Origin of the sequence: Komagataeibacter nataicola (genome assembly GCF_003207795.1) — a bacterium.
Classification (GTDB): Bacteria; Pseudomonadota; Alphaproteobacteria; order Acetobacterales; family Acetobacteraceae; genus Komagataeibacter; species Komagataeibacter nataicola.
The window spans coordinates 21,048-38,392 of sequence record NZ_NIRT01000011.1 but is presented as its reverse complement, the minus strand read 5'-3'; the positions used below and the strand labels follow the sequence as shown (position 1 = coordinate 38,392).

Here is a 17,345-nt window from a genome sequence, read left to right as displayed (position 1 = left end):
ATGACCCCTGTATCGACCACCGCCATGTCAAGATTGCGTCATGGCATCCTGCCATGCAGGGGCGGGTCTGGATGATGGTCCTGCGCCACCCCATTTATGATGAGACGGACACCGCGTGTGTCCCTGATACACACCATGACGAACAGGATGCCATCATGAGCAAAGCCGTAGCGACCGGACCCGACGCACAGGGCAAATTCACGATTGAAATCAACATTGGTGGCCTGACCGGCGCCATTGCCGGGTTCAGCTCCAAGATGGAAGCGGAAGATTACGCAACCTCGCTGCTGCGTCGCGTCAAAGAACTCGCCAAGGCCGATGGCCTGAAATAAGCATGCGGGCTGGCCGGGATGGGATGGCCCCGTCATCTCTCCCGGTCATACTCCCCTGCCCCATGGCGGGAAGGGTTGAGGAAAGCAGCATTTTCCACAGCTCTCTGAAAAAAGCTTCGCCAGAGACTTCTTTGTGCGAAAAAACAGGGGCACGGTTTCCCCACGCCCTTGCATGCGCGTGAAAAGACCGGAACAGTCGTCTTAGTGCACTCATATGCGCCCCGCAGGCCCAACCCTGCCATCGCAATGACAATAAGGACGATCTACCCCATGAAAAAACTGACCCGATCCCTCTGCGTACTGGCCGTAGCCAGTGGCCTGAGCGCCTGCGTGGACGGCCCGCGTGGGGGCTATTACGGTGGATATGGCGGCGGCTACGGTTACAGTGGCTATTACAATGGCTATGGCGATTATTATGGCGGCGCGCCGGAATATATCGGTGGCGGCGGGTTTCGCGGCCCGCGTCGGGGTGGCGGCGGTGGCCCCTTTATGGGCAGAGGACCACGCGGCGATCATGGCGGCGGCCCGGGCCGTGGCCCCGGTGGCGGTGGTCCGGGCGGCGGGGGCCCAGGCGGGGGCGGGCATGGACCCGGCGGCCCTGGCGGCCCCGGCGGCGGAGGCCATGGTCCTGGCGGCGGCGGGGGTCATGGACCCGGCGGCGGTGGCCGCCACCGCTGAGCATGACAGGGGCTGGCTCCACGCGGAGCCAGCCTTTTTTTAAATGGGAAGCATGCCTGAAAGCTTTCTGAAACCAGCTTCGGCCAAAACCTTTATCCGTGCTGCCCTGCCCCTGAAAGCAGGTTCATGACCAGCACGCCGCACACGATCAGGGCCATGCCCGCAATGGCGGCCAGATCGAGCTTCTGCCCCAGCACCACGCGGCAGACCAGCGTAATGAGCACCGTGCCAATACCTGACCAGATGGCATAGGCCACACCGGTGGGAATGACCCGCAACGCCAGCGACAGCGCATAAAACGCTACCCCATACCCCACCACCGTCACGCATGATGGCCCCACCCGCGTAAAGCCGTTGGACAGGGTCAGGCAGAACGTGGCCGTAACCTCCGCCATGATGGCAATGACCAGATAACAGTACGCCATGCCTCACGCCCCTGTGGGCGGGGTGGGCCGTGGCGGCAGGCCGCGCAGACGGGCGCGTGGCGCACGGGGGGGCGGGGGTGTTTCATCGCGAATCGCCACGGCATTCTGCCCTCTGGCCTGCAGGGCGGCGGCAAAGCGCTGTACGTGCGTCCACTGCGCGCCAGCATAGAGTTCACGCCCGTCCAGCATCACACGATGTCGTTTCAAGCCCTGATCCTGTCCTGTTTCGTTCATGCCTATAGATGGGAATGGACACCATGCAGCGCAACAGCAGCACAAAATGCAGCCATGTTTCAGGAAACCTTCGCTTTTGCGAAACGATTCATGTATGAAGAGGATAGGAGGTATGATCCATGAGCAACTCTGCACGTATGATCGCCCATCTGCTGATTACGGTCCGGCTGAGCACGCGTAATCGGCCTTCTGCCACGGTTTCCCAGCCCGCGAAGGACTGACCTCCTCTCCCTCAGGCCGGGGCGCGCGAACGGGCGGGCTGGTGCGTGTCATGTTATGACACAATATGTCCGTCATGCCTTCTTGCGCGCCCGCGCCAGCCGGGCGGCAAAGGCAGGCAGTTCATCGTGATGCAGCAGGAACACGTTGTTGGACCGGGCAAGCTGCCGGGCCGGAATCGTGTAATCCGCATTCGAGACCACGGCCGCCACATCGGCATGGTAATGCAGGCGGGCGGCTGCAATCTGCTGCACGGCCTCATTGCCCACGGCGTTGCGGTACAGCTTGCACTGCACGACCAGCCTGACATGGCCATGCACGGCAATGACATCCGCCCCCTGATCACCGCCCGGCGGAGTGGCGTGCGCATCCCAGCCACAGGCCCGCAGGCGGGCGGCGCAGTAACGCTCATAGGCGATGGGGTCCATGTCGGGTGAAAAGCCATCCGCCGCCCTGGTGCCAGCAGGAACCTGACGCGCCACCTGATCGATCAGCGCCAGCACGCGCGGGGCGAGGGCAGGCCACGTCGCCGCCAGCCTCTTGCCGCGCAGGGCAGGCTGGATGATTGTCCTGACGAATTCCGCCTGCTCACGCTCCCACTTCGTGGTGCGCTCCACCCCATAACTGTTGAACTGCACCAGTTGCTGGCGGCGGATGCGCAGGGCCTCGGCATGGTGGCGCACCAGTTGCCCGCACAGCCGCCACGCGCGCCCACGCCGCCACCATTGCCCGCCGTAGCGCAGCATGGACCACAGCAGCACCGCCACACCACCCGCCAGTACCAACCGCCACACCCCCGGTGGCAGCGCTGCGGGCGCGAGCGCCGCTACACTCACGGCACTGCTGGCAAAATACAGCGACACCTCACCCCGCCGCACAGGCAGCGGGCGCAAGCGCGCAACCGTGTCGTGCGTGCCCAGTAATTGCCACGTTCCCGCCCCGTCAACACGCTGGCAATGCAACTGGGCCAGCGCCTGTGCATAGGCGGCGGCAGACATGGAAAGGGACAGTTCCGCCACCCGGCGCAGGCTGGCAACCTGCGTGCACCCAATAGCGGCAGGAGCCACCTGATAGGGGGTAGGGGCTGCCAGTGCGGGTACGGCTGTCAGTAGAAGCCACAGGCCCAACCATGGCATGATGCCTGCCCGCATGTGTGTTCGTGCTCCCCCAAATTCCTGGCACAACCAGTTTAAAACATGAGAACAAAATAAGAAAGTAGTGAAATGACAGTGCCTTCGCACAAGGTCGGGGCCTATCATGCCCGCATGCGACTCTGCTTTATCGGTGACAGCTACGTCACGGGAACGGGCGATGAAACCTGCCAGGGCTGGGCCGGTCGGCTCTGCGCGCTGGAGCAGCAGGCCGGGCATGATCTCACCCTCTACAACCTTGGCGTAAGGGGCCAGACCAGCCACGACATCGCGCAGCGCTGGCAGGCTGAAGCGCAGGCCCGCCTGCACGGGCGCGGTGACGGTGGCATTGTCCTGTCCTTCGGGGCCAATGACAGCGCGGCTGATGCCTCTGGCCAGCCCCGCCTTGCGCTACAGGACAGCCTGCACGCGACCGAACAGATCCTGCGCCAGGCCCGCGGCACGTGGCCAACCCTGATGATCGGCCCCCCGCCCGTGGGGCGGCCCGGCCCCGACCAGCGCACCCACGTGCTTGAGCGGGCCATGGCGGCCTTATGTGGCCGGACTGGCGTGCCATTCCTGTCCGTATGGGCGCCGCTGCTGGGCAGTGCCGCATGGTGTGGCGGGATCAGTCAGGGCGATGGGCTGCATCCCGGTGGGGCAGGCTATGCCGTGCTGGCCCGGCTCGTGCGGGACTGGCCTGCGTGGCGGAATCTTATGGCCGCGCCATCATGGGAACGCACATTCCCATTCCCCTAGGCAGGAACTGGCATTATGGCCACATAAGGCGCGCAGCCCCGTGCCGCGCTTTTTCGAATGAAGAAGGCATACAGACATGAACAAGATCATCACCTGTGCCCTGCTGGGTGCACTGGCCGTGGCCTGCGTGCCCGCCGCCCGCGCCGACGTGCCCGAGGCGGAACTGAACTCGCTCTATATCCGCCCCGAAGTGCAGCTTGCCGCTCCCGCGCTGACATTTCCCAACTATCCGGTCGTGGAGGCCTGCACCACCGAGTTTGGCGATGAGGTGACCAATGCCTGCGTCACGGCGGAAAAGGAACGCGCCCTGGTGCTGCAACCCGCATGGGAGGAATACAAGGACAGCGACAAGATCGGCTGCCAGGAGGAGGTCACCCACATCCGCCACATCCAGCTCTATCGTGACCTGGCCTACTGCCTGGACAAGCGCCGCTATGACGCCTGGCGCAAGGACCACCCCAACGGGAAGTAAGGGCCAAATGTTTTCGGGTGCCGCCTTTTTTCAAAAAGGCGGCATTCCCTTGAAGCTTTTTAAAAAAAGCTTCACCAGAAATTTCTTCGGTCATACCCGGTTAATCGCGCGCGATATGGCAGCTCTGGTCGTCATGGCTATGGTCGTAATCCACGTTCTGGTTGGCAGCACCATCGCCATGCACGATCCTGCGTGGACGGGCAGGATCGGCTGACAGCACCGACAGGCCACGATCCAGCCCCGCATAGGCCAGTCCCGCCGCCTCAAGCACGCTCGCGGGCATGCTGGCCAGCGTAAAGGGTGCATGCACGTTGGCGCGCGCGGCCTGCATGGCCGGACCGTGAGCGGCCTGCCACTCGGGCGAGGCCCAGAAATACAGCGGCACTTCATACGCCGCACGCACATCGCCATGCGCGGGGATGCCGGCCGTGCATTCATTCACCCGCACCCCATGGTCGGGCACGTAGAACAGGGCTGATGCCCCTCCATGCGCCTGCAGGCTGGCCTGCACGCGTGCGAGGATATGGTCGGTATAGGCGATGCTGTTGTCATAGGCGCTGCCCAGATGGGCGAAGCCCGGGGGGTAACGGTCGGCCGCGTTCTCGTGGCTGCCAAACAGGTGCAGCACGATCAGCACCGGCCCCTTCGCCCCGGCAACGGCCTGCTCGAACACGGGCAGCATCCGCTCATCAAGCACGGGGCGGCTCATCACGCCGCCCTGCACGGTGGTGTAGGCAATATGATGCGCCTGCTCCGAATAGGCGCCGATGACGCTGTCATACGGGCCAAGGCGGGGATGGTTGCTGATCCACCACGTATCGAACCCCGCCGCGTTGAACACCGAGACAAGGTCATGCCCCGGCGAGGCCCCCGGCCGCAGCCGGTCATAACCCGACAGGATGACCGGCACGGCACCCACCGTGTAGTCAAAGGGCGTGACCACATTGTCAAAGCGCAGCAGGCCGGGCAGCCGGTCCATTTCGGGCGTGGTGGGCAGGCCGTAGCCAAAGCCGTGATGGTGGTCGCGGCGCGCGCTCTCGCCAATGACCAGCACGATCACCTGTGGCGCATCGGTGGCGGGAGGGGCCAGGAAGGTGACCGGCTCATGGCTGATCCGCCGCGCCATGGCGGTCACGCGCCATGTCTCGCGCCTTGCTGCCGCATAGCCGCTGAGCAGGCTCCACGGCCAGGCGCGGTCAAAGCGGGCATGGATGGCCACCAGCGGGTTCTCCGTGCCCGCGCGGGTGGGCGGCAGGCTGTGCCACAGCCGGATCAGCGGCACCACCGTCAGCGCCACCAGCACCGCCACCGCGCCAAGGCGCCACCGGGCGGGCCATGGTACCACCGCCCCGCGCGGGCGCGACACGTAAAGTGCTGCCAGCCCCGACCAGAACACCGCCCACGCGCACAGCCACGGCAGCACCGGGGCGACATAGCCCATCACCACCGGCACCGAGCAGTAGAACAGGATCAGCCATAACGGATAACCCGGCGGCGCCCCGCTGATATGGATGTAATACAGCGCGCCGGGCAGCAACACGACGGCAGGCAGCAGGAATGCGAGCAGCACCCGCCTGCTGTTGAAGGCGAGTGCAATCACCCCCCACAGCATGAGCGCGCGCGCAATGCCCTGCAACGCCGTGCAGGCGGGCAGCAGCGCAAGACCGGCCATCAGCCCCAGCAGCACATCAGGCCAGGCCTGCCGCCATGACCGGGGCCTGCGCCACAGGCCACGTGGGGGGAAATGCCAGTTCATGCCACCTTCATGCCACGGGTGCACACAGGCGGGTAGACCCGTGCGCAATGGCGGCAAACAGCCCCGCCCATCAGGGCTGGCACGTTTGTGAACGAACCGGCACGCGGCAATGCTTTTTATCGTCCGGGCACACGCCTAATAATGCGGGCCGCCGGGAGGACCCGCGCAGACGGGCGCCACAAAAAAATATCCTTCAAAAAAACCAGATTTAACAAAGGCACACAGACGTACCATGACAAAGATCAAGGTCAAGAATCCCGTTGTCGAAATGGATGGCGACGAGATGACCCGCATCATCTGGCATTTCATCCGCGAGCGGCTGATCCTGCCCTATCTCGATATCGACCTGAAATATTATGACCTCGGCATCACCCACCGCGACGAGACCGATGACCGCGTGACCGTGGAAGCCGCCGAGGCCGTGCGCCGCTACGGCGTGGGCGTGAAATGCGCCACCATCACCCCTGATGAGGCACGGGTGGAAGAATTCGGCCTGAAAAAGATGTGGCGCTCGCCCAACGGCACCATCCGCAACATCCTTGATGGCACCATCTTCCGCGAGCCCATCATCTGCTCCAACGTGCCGCGCCTCGTGCCGCACTGGACCCAGCCCATCGTGATCGGCCGCCATGCCTATGGCGACATCTACCGCGCGGCTGAAACGCGCATTCCCGGTCCCGGCAAGGTCACGCTGCGCTACACCCCGGCTGATGGCGGCCCCGAGCAGGTGCTTGACGTACATGACTTCAAAGGCCCCGGCGTAGCCCTTGGCATGCACAACACCCGCGCCTCGATCGAGGGCTTCGCCCGCGCCTCGCTGGCCTATGGGCGCGACCGCAAACTGCCGGTTTACCTGTCCACCAAGAACACCATCCTCAAGGCCTATGACGGCATGTTCAAGGATGTGTTCCAGGAAGTGTACGAGCGCGAGTTCAAGGCCGAGTTCGAAAAGCTGGGCCTGACCTACGAGCACCGCCTGATCGATGACATGGTGGCCTGCGCGCTGAAGTGGAAGGGCGGCTATGTCTGGGCATGCAAGAACTATGATGGCGACGTGGAAAGCGACATCGTGGCCCAGGGCTTCGGCAGCCTTGGCCTGATGACCTCGGTGCTGCTCAACCCCACGGGCGACGTGGTGGAGGCCGAAGCCGCCCATGGCACCGTGACCCGCCACTTCCGCGAGCACCAGAAGGGGCGGCCCACCAGCACCAACCCCATCGCCTCAATCTTTGCCTGGACGCGTGGCCTGGCCTATCGCGGCAAATTCGATGACACGCCCGATGTCACCCATTTCGCCCATACGCTCGAGCGCGTGTGCATTGAAACGGTGGAAGGTGGTCAGATGACCAAGGACCTCGCCCTGCTTGTGGGCAAGGACACCAAATGGCTCGACACCCAGCCTTTCCTCGATGTGCTCGATGAAAAGCTGCGCACGGCGCTGGCAAAAGCATAAAGCAGAAGTTCCGGGATGCCGCCTTTTTTCAAAAAGGCGGCATTTTTCAGAAGTTTTTTGAAAAAAGCTTCACCAGAAACGTTTCACACACACGAGGGGTTACGCCCCCTCCTCCAGCGCGTGGTCGGCCAGTTCGCCTTCCCACCGGGCAGCGACGGCGGCGGCATAGCCATTGCCCAGCACGTTCGTGGCCGTGCGCGCCATGTCGAGGAAGTGGTCAATGCCCAGGATCAGCGCCAGCCCCGCCTCGGGCAGGCCAAACTGCGGCATGACGGCGGCCAGCGTGACCAGGGCCGCGCGCGGCACGCCCGCAATGCCCTTGCTGCTCAGCATCATCACCAGCACCATCGCGATCTGCTGGCCCACAGGCAGATGGATGCCATAGGCCTGCGCGATGAACAGCGCGCCAAAGGACTGGAACAGCACCGAGCCATCAAGGTTGAAGCTGTAGCCCAGCGGCAGCACGAAGCCGCTGATGCGGTCAGGAACGCCAAAAAGCTCCAGCCGCTCGACAAGCAGCGGATAGACGGCCTCGCTGCTCGCGGTGGCAAAGCCGAGCAGGATGGGCTGGAGCAGCAGCTTCGCCAGCGCGAACACACGCCGCCCCAGCACGCAGAAGGTCATGGTGGTCAGCAGCACCCACAGCACGCCCAGCGTGCCATAGAACTTGCACAGGAACACGCCAAACATGCCCAGAATGCCAATGCCGCTATGGGCCACGCTGCCCATGACCGACCCGAACACGGCCACGGGGGCGGCATACATCACCATATCGGTCATGCGCAGCATGATGCGGGCGAGTTCATCCGTCCAGGGCAGGATCATGCGCTGCGCGCCCTTGCCCGCCGCAGGCAGTGCCAGGCCAAACAGGACGGAGAACACCACGATCTGCAAAATGTCATTGCGGCCCATGGCATCGAAAATGCTGGTGGGCACCACGTGCAGCACGAACTCGATCGGGTCGAAATGCGCATGCGCCAGCCCCATATCGCCTACTGCCGTGGGCACGGTAAAGCCCACTCCAGGCTGGAGCAGGTTGGCGGCGAGCAGGCCGGTCACGAGCGACAGGAAGGAGGCGACGATAAACCACAGCAGGATGCGCCCGCCGATGCGCAGCACCTGCGCGCCATCGCCAAGACTGCCAATGCCCGACACGAGGGTGGCGAAAACAAGCGGGGCGATAATCATGCGCACGAGGCGCAGGAACAGCCCCGTCAGCAGGGTGGCGCAGCGGGTGGCGCCTTCAGCCGCCGCAGGGCCCGCCGCATGCAGCCCCAGCCCCACGACCACACCCAGCAACAGCGCGACCACAATGGCGCGCGTGCGCCCGCTGGCATTACGTTTTACGGGCTCGGCCAAATCATTAATCCTGCTGCCATTAATCAGAAGAGAACGCCGGAAGTAACGCACGCTCCCCCAGTCTTGCAAGGTAGACGCGCAGTAATCCCCCCTGATCGGACTGACCGGCAGGGCCGATATAAAAAACCTGTTATATGCATACCCCCCTACCCTTTTGGATAGGATGCGATTATAGAGATATTCATGCGCAATCATGCGCCAGATGCATTATCCTTTTCTTGACCCGTTGGGCGCACCAAGACGGGCAGGAAAATCAAGCAGATAGACATGCGTGCCGGATGCCCAGCCACTGGTCTTCAGTGAGGCTGCCGGATGTATCCACAGGTCAGGCCGGATGGCACACATCAGGCATGATGGGCAGCGATGCTGCCCCTATGTTTCCCTTCCGGCGCGGCCAGTAGGGATGCGAATCGTATTCCGCAATGCAACCCGCATGATGAATAAGACTGTCTGGCCTACATGAACCCGGCCACGAATGGTGGCATGGCTGGGCGAGGCCGTGTATATTTTTGGCAGTTTCCGCAATTTTTTAACTCAGATCCACCAGAATTGGCCCGGCGCATGGAAACGCGCGCTCCGCCATTACTGATGCCGTTGCTTATTGCTCACCCTAATCACTCGCATGGTGAGATTGTGTGTCGGCCTCCCCACCTTCCCGTCAGCGGGGCAGGGTAAGCAACCAGAGGTTTTAAAAATCAACCTATTGAAAACAGGTAATTTATCCTCAGAAACGCCGTCTTTTTCCATGCCGGAGCACAACCCGGACTTGCGTAACGCGATAGAGGCAGGATGATGGCGGTTATCTGTTACTTCAATCACATTACCGTGATACTACAGCACCGAAATCGTCGCCTTTAAGAGCAATCAAGGCCCCAAAACCAAGGGTTGGAGGGAATTTTACCCATTAATGTGCATTTATTATGCAATTTATAGAGGTCTGTTTCTACTTATTCGCGCCATGCTAGTTATCGGTATGCGCCTGACCCTGCACACCGATTATGCCTTACGTACGCTGTTATACATGGGACTGCATGCCGACAGGCGTGTCTCGATCCATGAGATAGCCAGCGCGTACGACATTTCCGAGAATCACCTCGTCAAGGTCATTCACCGGCTGTCGCGCCTTGGGCTGATCGATGCGCGGCGCGGTCGTGGGGGGGGCCTTGTCCTTGCCCATGCCCCCGAGGATATCCGCATTGGCGATGTCGTGCGCCAGACCGAGGATGACCTGCAACTGGTGCATTGCGAGCCCACCCACCCCGATGGCAGCTGCTGCATCCTCTCGGACATGTGCAAGCTGCGCGGCGTGCTCTCTACAGCGCTAGGCGCCTTCATGAGCGTGCTGGACTCGACAACACTGGCCGACCTGCTGCCAGATCATGAGCGCCCGCATCTGCTCAGCCGCCTGCCCGGCCCGGCCCAGGCGCAGCAGACGCAGCAGCCACTGGCCAAAAGCGCCTGACCATAACGCTCAGGCGGCCTGTGTTCCGCCCGCTGCATTTTCCGCCTCGGCCTCACGCAGGGCCTGCGCGGTCAGGCGCTGCTCATTGCGGCGCAGGAACACCGCACTCGCCACAAGACCCGCCGCCACAGCCAGACCCAGCCCGATGCTTGCTGGCCCCGATACCTGCGTGACCTTGCGCCCCAGGTAATACGCTCCGGTGGCGTACCCCCCGGCCCAGCACAGCCCGCCCAACGCATTAAAGATCATGAAACGCGGCCAGGGCATGTGATTGGCCCCGGCCAGCAGCGCCACGAACACACGCAACAGCGCCACAAAACGCCCGAAAAACACGATGCCACTGCCATGATGGCGGAACAGGAAACGGCCGAGCAGCAGTCGTTGCGGCGTAAGCTTGATGCGGCTGCCATATTTCTGCAGCAGCGGCAGGCCCACCCGGCGCCCGATCATGTAACCGATGTTATCGCCAATGACGGCCCCCATCACAGCGGCCAGGGCCACCCAGCGGATATCGAGCCGGTGGGTGGCGGCGCAATAGACGGAGGCGGAAATGATCAGCGTCTCGGCAGGAAGCGGCAGGCCCATGCTTTCCAGCATGACAATGAAGGTAATGACCCCATAGCCGTAATGCTGGAACAGATGTTCGAAATGGTGCAGCAGCGTTCAGTCCTCCGTGCCGGGCAGGTCATCATGATTTCTTAGCGGAACATAGACAGGGCATGCCCGGACCAGATACGCGATACGGAGCCGGAAGGCGCACGCCCCCGGCCTGAAATCCGGTCCGTACAATGGGTGAAACAGAGGCGCGGCAAAACCGGATTTAACGAATATCTGCCACCCGTTTTTTCAACCATTCGTGAAAATGGCTGTTAATACCGGCCCCCGCTACCTGCCAGCCCGCATGTAACAGCGCCACGAATACACAAACATCGGCAAGGCCAGACCGTATTGCTATGCGCCTGCCCCTCATGCACGCAGGTAGAGCCGATCCTTTACAGAGGCGATGTCATCGCGTGATGTCAGTTCCAGCACCGCATCGTCATACCCGCACAGATCCTCGCCCAGCCAGACATGGCCGGGGCGATGGCGGTGCATCTTCCACACGACGGCCTGCCGCCTGCTGCCCGCCACCCGGCTTTTCGAGATCAGGCACACAAGGCCGTCACGCCTGCCCTGCTGCTCTTCCCATAAAGCAAAGACAACAGCGGAAAACTCAAGGGCGGCCAGCAGCACATGGGTCCGTTACCAATCTTCCACATGCAGGGAATTGACCCAGCATTCCCGCCCCGTCTCATCAAGACCTGCGGGCAATGTCATGCGCGCGCGGCAATAGGCCAGATAGGCGCACTCCCCTTCGTATGAAAAACCTGCATCCAGCACCGGCGTGAAACGACGCGCCACATGCAGCAAATTACGGGCGGGCGCGCGGGCCAGGGCACGCAGCATCCGTTCATTGGCACGCATGGGTGAGCATTCGCCTGCGGCCTAGCGCCGGATCCACTGCCGCCGCTCGGGCGCACGGCGTTCCCAGCCGCGCCGCTCCAGTTCAGGGGTATTGGCGGGGGCTGCGGGGTAGCCCACGCACAAATAGGCCACGAGTTCGAGTGCGGGGTCCATGTCCAGCACGGCTGCAACCCGGTCGGGATCAATGATCGAGACCCAGCCCACACCCACGCCTGCCGCAGTCGCCGCCAGCCAGAAGGTATGGATGGCCATGACGGTGGACCAGGTGGTCGTCTGTGGCATGGTCGTCCGCCCCAGTCCGCGCCCCTGGGCGGGATCGGGGTGAGAGAACACGGCCACATGGTGGGGCGCGTCATCCAGCCCGGCCAGTTTGAGCCGCGCATAGCGCAGGGCATCCGGCCCGTCACGATCAGCCAGGGCGGCCTCGTTGCAGCGGGCAAAATCAGCCCGGACCGCAGTCCGCCGGGCCGCGTCATCCACGCGCACGAAGCGCCACGGCTCGCTCAGCCCGACCGAGGGCGCAAGGCAGGCGGTGCGCAGCAGGTCATCGAGCACGGGTTCGGGCACCGGGTCGGGACGGAAATGGCGCACATCACGCCGCCAGCGCAGCAGGTCGCGCAACTGATCCATGAACTGGGGCGAAAATTCCGGTGGGGCAGTCATCATGCCTGTTTGTGGTTCATCGCAGCCCGTCTGTCACCCCCGGCTCCTCATCACCCGCACCGGGCTGGCCCATGGTAGCGGACTGGGGCGGAACGCCTTCCTCCTGTGTGGCGGGAGTGGCGTAGGCGGGGTCTTCATTGAACTGGGCGGAGACTTCCCTGATCTCGTCAAAGCTGGCCTTGTACCAGTCCACCTGCGTCATGGTATGGCTGCGCACGACAAAGCTGAGGAAAGTCGGCTCGGACACGGTATAGCCGTACAGCGCATCATCCTGCCCCGCCCGGTTGCGGAACATGAACCGGCAGGTCGCCGCATCGGTATAGCGCAGGAAGGTATGGTAGATGATGGTCGGCACGATCTCATGCATGGCCTGGCCAATATAATATTCAGGCCGCCTGCTGATGAGTTCGGGCGTAGCGTTATCAAGAATGCCCTCGTTTTCCAGCGCGCTAGCACTCTGGGCAAAACGGGTGGGGTTGACGCGCACCGTCACTTCGCACCGCCGCACATGGTAGGCGGAGGAGACCGTGATGCCGAATTTCTCGTAATCCGGCATTTTGTTGAAGGCGGTTGTCGCCGCCCTGGCAGTGCCCCCATGCGCCAGCATGGCCAGGCCTATTCCCCCCATGCAGTTCAACATGCGCCTGTGCATCGCCCTGTGCCTTCCTGTTCACCCGCGCCATACGGCAGTCATGAATATGGCGGCGCACCGGGATGCGCCGCCATACACAATATCACAGAACTGGCCTGCCCGCAGGCTGCGGGTTCAGGCGCGGTCCCAGCCGCGCAGCGCAAGCAGCGAGGGACCACCTTCCATGCCGCAATGGCAGCCTGAGGGCACGGCCACGCTGGGCAGCGTGGCGAGCAGCATTATCCCCTGCCTGCGATAGGCCGCACCCACCCACGCACTCACGCGCTGGCGGAAGGAACGGATCGGGAGGGAAGGGGAAGACGGGGAAAATCCCACAACGGGGACAGGAGAAAAACTACGCATCAAGGCGTTTCCCGTGAGCCTAGCGGGCGATACTGCCGCATGCTGCTCCTGTTGCTCTACTACGCCGCAACCATCGCGTTGCACATCCGATATTTTCGCAGATTTACGGGCCGATCCATGCTGTTTTCGCAAGGCTTATTCCGGCAGGTGTTGCGTGGAAAATACACCTGCCGGACCCCAACCCCGCTCAGATGCAGCCGACCTGCCAGCCTGCCCGCCATTCCTGTCCCGGCTGGAGGTGAAACACGCCCGGACGGGTGGAAAAATCACCGCTGAAACCCACCGGGCTTGCAAGGCCATGCCATGGCTCGATGCACAGGAAATCAGCGCCCGGCTTCATCCACAGGCCCAGATAGGGAAAGCCCTCCCATGCCAGCCGCAGGCCCGGCCCACCGGGGATGTGGTAGGTCAGGCCATGGCTGGCCAACCGGTCGAGAATCAGCGCATCTGGCGCGAACAGGGCCTCGTCAAGCGCCAGCGTGCGACCCTGTATGGGCGTGGGCAGGCCTTCGGGCAGCAGCAGGCCATCGCGCACGCGGCGGATGGGGGCGGGTTCGGGTTCATCAAAGGTAATGACATGCCGGTTCTTGGGCACATCGGGGGCGAGCGGCCAGATGAAGGCCGGATGCGCGCCAAGCGAGGCCGGCAGCACGCGCGTCCCGTCCGGGTTGGTCACGCAGTAGCGCACCGACAGGATGCCCTGTTCGATCCGGTATTCGATGACGAGACTGAAGGCGAAGGGAAACATCCCGCGTGTCTCGTCCGTATCGACGAGTTCGAGGCGGCAGCCGGTCTCGTCACGCGCGAGCCAGCGGAAGGTGCAGTCCCGCGCGAAGCCATGCTGCGTCATGCGGTAGGGCTTGCCCTCCACCCAGGCAGTGTCCTCAGCCAGCCGCCCCACGATGGGGAACAGCACCGGCGACTGCCGCTGCCACGGCGCGCCGCCGCCCCACAGCAGGTCGCGCCCGCTGGCCCGCAGAGCGCACAGTTCGGCCCCCTTCGCGTGCACGCTGGCGGCCAGGCGGCCATCGCCAAAGGTATGGGTATTGTCTGTCATGCTGGCGGCTCCATCAGTTTTCATGGTGGAACCTAGCATGCACGATCAGGCGGCCCCCTGCCTATTGGTGTGATGCAGGGCTGCTGGGCGGGGCGGTGGTGGCCGCGGGCGGGGCGGCGGACTGCTGCGCGGGCAGCGTGGCGCCGGGGTTGAGCCGCACGGTCAGGCGCTCGACCGAGAAGGCAAGGCGCGCGCCGCTGCTCGTCGAGGTGAACTTGATGTAGATGCCGTTATTGTTTTCCATGACGGCCCCCCCCTTGCCTGCCCCCATCGTGGCCTCGCCCTGCACGGACCAGTACGTGCCCTCGATATCGGACACGCGATACAGGTTATAGACGGTGCCTATCGCATGGGTGCGCGAGAAACCGATGGCGGCCCCCGAGCCGCCACGGATGCGGAAGGGATAGTCATGCCCCCCGAAGGTCAGCACGCCCTTGCCCCATGACACGCCCGCACCGACATCGGCCGCTGAAATCGTGAAGGTGATTGTTCCCGTATGGTCACCAAGCGCATCCGCCGCGCGGGCATGGGCGCACAGCGGACCAAAACCGGACAGGGACATAACAGCCGCGGTAGCGGCCACACATGCTAGGCGCAAAAGCAAACTCCCTGACTTCTGGCGAGGTGTGTCGCCCGGCTCCATGAAGAATTGGCATGGCTTCCATGCCGTAACACCAACAGTGCCGCACAAATAGCAGCCATGCAAACCCTATCATGGACTTTATGCCAGGCGCGTCGGCTTTACGGCCTGGCGGGCGGGGTCAGGCGCTCGATCTGGGCGCGGGCCTCGCCATTGGGCAGGGCATCGGTGTGCAGGTTGACGTAAACCTGCCCGTTCTGCAGCGCCTGCGCCTGCTCGGCCGAGAGCAGGACCGAGCCGTGCTGGCCGGACTTGTAAGGGCTGGGAATGGGCACGAGCACGCCCGCTTCCTCGCCTGCCGGGGCGGGACCATGGAAATGCGCCGCCGTAACCGGGCCGCTCAGCCCGCTCCATGTAATGACATACTTCACGAGGTTGGTGCGCGTGTTCAGCGCGGCCTCGACCTTGCCTTCGGGGTGGGATGTCGCGCCATGCTCCCCCGCGAAATGCCCTTCAAAACGCACGACCGAGGCCAGCGCGGGCGAGGCGAACGCAACACTGGCCACGACGAGGGCGGGCAGGGCGGAAAAACGGATCATCTCTATCTCCAGTGCGGGGGTGGCCCGCATACCTTGTTCGGTTTTTATATATGATATGCGTAACGTGAATGCGTATCAGATGCATGAACGCCCAAGTGGCGCAACACAAATCCCTGCAGGGCCATGACGCTGCCGCCTCCTGCATGAAGGCGGTGCGGAACGCTGTTTTCAGATATCCAGCGGGCCGGGGCGTTCCATCCACCGCATGTCGGGGATGAGCCACTCGGCAAGCCGCCGGTAACACAGGTTGCGGCGGGGCCATAACAGGCCCGCAAGGCCCGGCGCGGCGGCTGACTGGTCCGTCATCCTGTCATCCCCTTGTCCTATCAGGAGGTTCAGCGCGAAAAACCATAAGGATGTTTCTGGTAAAGGGCCTGTCGTATCACCAGGGATGGGAATCCGACAGGAACCGCCCGGCATCGGTAATCATGCCAATGGCGAAATAACACACCGCGACACCAAGCAGCATCAGCAGGGCAGGCAGGATCATGCGCATGCCTCTCCTGTGCCATTGCGCGCCGTGCTGCGCAAGGTTTCAGCCAACCCCCGTGCCCCCCGAGGCCGCATAGACCTGCCCGGTGATGTAGCTTGCCTCCGATGAGGCCAGAAGTACATAGATCGGCGCGATTTCAGCCGGCTGGCCTGCGCGGCCCATCGGGGTCTCGCCACCGAAATTGTGGATGTTCTCCTCCGTCTGGCCGCCACTGACCTGCAGCGCGGTCCAGAACGGGCCGGGGGCCACGGCGTTGACGCGAATGCCCTTGTGCACCATCTGCTTGGCCAGCGACTTGACGAAGGCGACAATGGCCCCTTTGGTCGCGGAATAGTCCAGCAGGATCTCTGACGGGCTGAACGCATTGACCGAAGCCGTGGCAATGATCGCGGCCCCGCGCGGCATGAGCGGAATGGCCGCGCGGCTCAGGTGGAACAGGGCATAGATATTGGTGCGGAAGGTCTCGTCGAACTGCTCGTCAGTAATATCAAGAATAGTGGCCTGATGGCGCTGGCGGCCCGCGTTGCTCACCAGTATGTCCAGCCCGCCAAGTTCATCATGCGCGCGCTGCACGAGCTGGGCGCAGTATCTGCTGTCACGCAGGTCACCGGGCAGGGCAACCGCCTTGCGCCCGGCCTCGCGGATGAGGGCTACGACCTCGCGCGCATCAGGTTCCTCCTGCGGCAGGTAGGCTATGGCCACGTCCGCGCCCTCGCGGGCGTAGGCAATGGCGGTGGCGCGCCCAAGGCCGGAATCACCCCCGGTAATCAGCGCCTTGCGCCCGGCCAGCCGGCCCGAGCCACGGTAGCTCGTCTCGCCATGGTCAGGGCGGGGGTTCATCTTGCTCGCAAGACCGGGCCAGGGCTGCGACTGCTCGGGAAAAGGCGGACGGGGATAGGCGTTTTCCGGGTCGACCAGCGGCGGGCGGGGGGCGGCCATTTCGGCTGCCTGCGCCCGGCCAGAGGCTGCCGCTGCCGTTACAAGTCCCGCCGCCGCTGCCAGCACGGTGCGGCGGGAGGAGGCGATATGACTGTCATCTGGCATGGCGCAGGCTCCGTATCTGTAACAGGGGCGCGGGTGACCCCGCAGTTACAGATCAAAACAGCGCCCCCGCCGCGCGGTTGCATGCAGGGCGGGTTTTGTGAGCGGCCGATACTGGGAAGCTTCGTAAAAAGCCCGTCTGGCCAGTATGTTGCAATCAGAAGAATGCCGCCTT

Annotated in this window: 22 protein-coding genes; 6 read left to right on the top strand and 16 right to left on the bottom strand. The window is 63.4% G+C overall.

The window, feature by feature from the left end; all coding sequences use genetic code 11:
- Window positions 1-155 precede the first annotated feature (155 nt).
- The gene (locus tag CDI09_RS18115) at window positions 156-332 is read left to right on the top strand and encodes a hypothetical protein (RefSeq protein ID WP_167370204.1); all 177 of its coding nucleotides are present in this window, start codon (window positions 156-158) and stop codon (window positions 330-332) included.
- A 343-nt stretch (window positions 333-675) separates the two neighbouring features.
- Complete coding sequence (locus CDI09_RS18110; protein WP_110571247.1) at window positions 676-1,053, top strand: hypothetical protein; 378 nt, start codon at window positions 676-678, stop codon at window positions 1,051-1,053.
- Window positions 1,054-1,102: 49 nt separating this feature from the next.
- Here CDI09_RS18110 and CDI09_RS08080 read toward each other — a convergent pair whose 3' ends face one another.
- The 3 genes from CDI09_RS08080 to CDI09_RS08070 form a co-directional block, all read right to left on the bottom strand.
- Window positions 1,103-1,435: a DMT family transporter gene (locus tag CDI09_RS08080; protein WP_078525973.1), complete on the bottom strand. Its 333-nt coding sequence runs from the start codon at window positions 1,433-1,435 to the stop codon at window positions 1,103-1,105.
- Window positions 1,436-1,438: 3 nt separating this feature from the next.
- On the bottom strand, window positions 1,439-1,642 hold the full coding sequence (locus tag CDI09_RS08075) for a hypothetical protein (protein WP_236944461.1): 204 nt from the start codon (window positions 1,640-1,642) through the stop codon (window positions 1,439-1,441).
- 320 nt (window positions 1,643-1,962) lie between these two features.
- Complete coding sequence (locus CDI09_RS08070) at window positions 1,963-3,039, bottom strand: restriction endonuclease (protein WP_078525971.1); 1,077 nt, start codon at window positions 3,037-3,039, stop codon at window positions 1,963-1,965.
- 72 nt (window positions 3,040-3,111) lie between these two features.
- Between CDI09_RS08070 and CDI09_RS08065 the strand changes: the two genes are divergently transcribed.
- On the top strand, window positions 3,112-3,777 hold the full coding sequence (locus tag CDI09_RS08065; protein ID WP_236944460.1) for a GDSL-type esterase/lipase family protein: 666 nt from the start codon (window positions 3,112-3,114) through the stop codon (window positions 3,775-3,777).
- Window positions 3,778-3,853: 76 nt separating this feature from the next.
- Entirely contained in the window at window positions 3,854-4,249 is a 396-nt protein-coding gene (locus CDI09_RS08060; RefSeq protein WP_078525970.1) for a hypothetical protein, read from the top strand.
- A 100-nt stretch (window positions 4,250-4,349) separates the two neighbouring features.
- Here CDI09_RS08060 and CDI09_RS08055 read toward each other — a convergent pair whose 3' ends face one another.
- Window positions 4,350-6,005, bottom strand: a complete 1,656-nt coding sequence (locus tag CDI09_RS08055; protein ID WP_078525969.1) for a phosphoethanolamine transferase — start codon at window positions 6,003-6,005, stop codon at window positions 4,350-4,352.
- A gap of 232 nt (window positions 6,006-6,237) precedes the next feature.
- On the opposite strand from CDI09_RS08055, the gene CDI09_RS08050 reads away from it, so the two are divergent.
- Window positions 6,238-7,458, top strand: coding sequence for an NADP-dependent isocitrate dehydrogenase (locus CDI09_RS08050; protein WP_110571246.1), 1,221 nt, complete (start codon window positions 6,238-6,240; stop codon window positions 7,456-7,458).
- A gap of 99 nt (window positions 7,459-7,557) precedes the next feature.
- On the opposite strand, the gene CDI09_RS08045 is transcribed toward CDI09_RS08050, so the two are convergent.
- Entirely contained in the window at window positions 7,558-8,817 is a 1,260-nt protein-coding gene (locus tag CDI09_RS08045; protein ID WP_078525968.1) for a dicarboxylate/amino acid:cation symporter, read from the bottom strand.
- Between the two features lie 973 nt (window positions 8,818-9,790).
- On the opposite strand from CDI09_RS08045, the gene CDI09_RS08040 reads away from it, so the two are divergent.
- Entirely contained in the window at window positions 9,791-10,279 is a 489-nt protein-coding gene (locus CDI09_RS08040; RefSeq protein ID WP_078525966.1) for an RrF2 family transcriptional regulator, read from the top strand.
- 9 nt (window positions 10,280-10,288) lie between these two features.
- Here CDI09_RS08040 and CDI09_RS08035 read toward each other — a convergent pair whose 3' ends face one another.
- From CDI09_RS08035 to CDI09_RS07990, 11 genes are all read right to left on the bottom strand, one after another.
- Window positions 10,289-10,876 (bottom strand): DedA family protein, encoded by a 588-nt coding sequence (locus tag CDI09_RS08035; protein ID WP_078525964.1) that lies wholly within the window; start codon window positions 10,874-10,876, stop codon window positions 10,289-10,291.
- Window positions 10,877-11,245: 369 nt separating this feature from the next.
- Entirely contained in the window at window positions 11,246-11,512 is a 267-nt protein-coding gene (locus CDI09_RS08030; RefSeq protein WP_078525962.1) for a hypothetical protein, read from the bottom strand.
- A gap of 9 nt (window positions 11,513-11,521) precedes the next feature.
- Window positions 11,522-11,743, bottom strand: a complete 222-nt coding sequence (locus tag CDI09_RS08025) for a hypothetical protein (RefSeq protein ID WP_078525960.1) — start codon at window positions 11,741-11,743, stop codon at window positions 11,522-11,524.
- Between the two features lie 21 nt (window positions 11,744-11,764).
- Window positions 11,765-12,406 (bottom strand): 5,6-dimethylbenzimidazole synthase, encoded by a 642-nt coding sequence (bluB, locus tag CDI09_RS08020; RefSeq protein WP_078527953.1) that lies wholly within the window; start codon window positions 12,404-12,406, stop codon window positions 11,765-11,767.
- Window positions 12,407-12,422: 16 nt separating this feature from the next.
- Complete coding sequence (locus CDI09_RS08015; protein WP_236944459.1) at window positions 12,423-13,034, bottom strand: hypothetical protein; 612 nt, start codon at window positions 13,032-13,034, stop codon at window positions 12,423-12,425.
- A 138-nt stretch (window positions 13,035-13,172) separates the two neighbouring features.
- Window positions 13,173-13,400, bottom strand: a complete 228-nt coding sequence (locus CDI09_RS08010; protein ID WP_205836588.1) for a hypothetical protein — start codon at window positions 13,398-13,400, stop codon at window positions 13,173-13,175.
- A gap of 187 nt (window positions 13,401-13,587) precedes the next feature.
- Entirely contained in the window at window positions 13,588-14,457 is an 870-nt protein-coding gene (locus CDI09_RS08005; RefSeq protein WP_078527949.1) for an aldose 1-epimerase family protein, read from the bottom strand.
- 61 nt (window positions 14,458-14,518) lie between these two features.
- The gene (locus tag CDI09_RS08000; RefSeq protein WP_110571245.1) at window positions 14,519-15,019 is read right to left on the bottom strand and encodes a hypothetical protein; all 501 of its coding nucleotides are present in this window, start codon (window positions 15,017-15,019) and stop codon (window positions 14,519-14,521) included.
- A gap of 179 nt (window positions 15,020-15,198) precedes the next feature.
- Window positions 15,199-15,636 (bottom strand): CHRD domain-containing protein, encoded by a 438-nt coding sequence (locus CDI09_RS07995; protein WP_078525956.1) that lies wholly within the window; start codon window positions 15,634-15,636, stop codon window positions 15,199-15,201.
- Between the two features lie 168 nt (window positions 15,637-15,804).
- On the bottom strand, window positions 15,805-15,942 hold the full coding sequence (locus CDI09_RS18105; protein ID WP_167370203.1) for a hypothetical protein: 138 nt from the start codon (window positions 15,940-15,942) through the stop codon (window positions 15,805-15,807).
- 229 nt (window positions 15,943-16,171) lie between these two features.
- A complete protein-coding gene (locus CDI09_RS07990; protein WP_269466645.1) occupies window positions 16,172-17,173 on the bottom strand; it encodes an SDR family oxidoreductase in 1,002 nt (333 codons plus the stop codon).
- Between the last annotated feature and the right edge of the window lie 172 nt (window positions 17,174-17,345).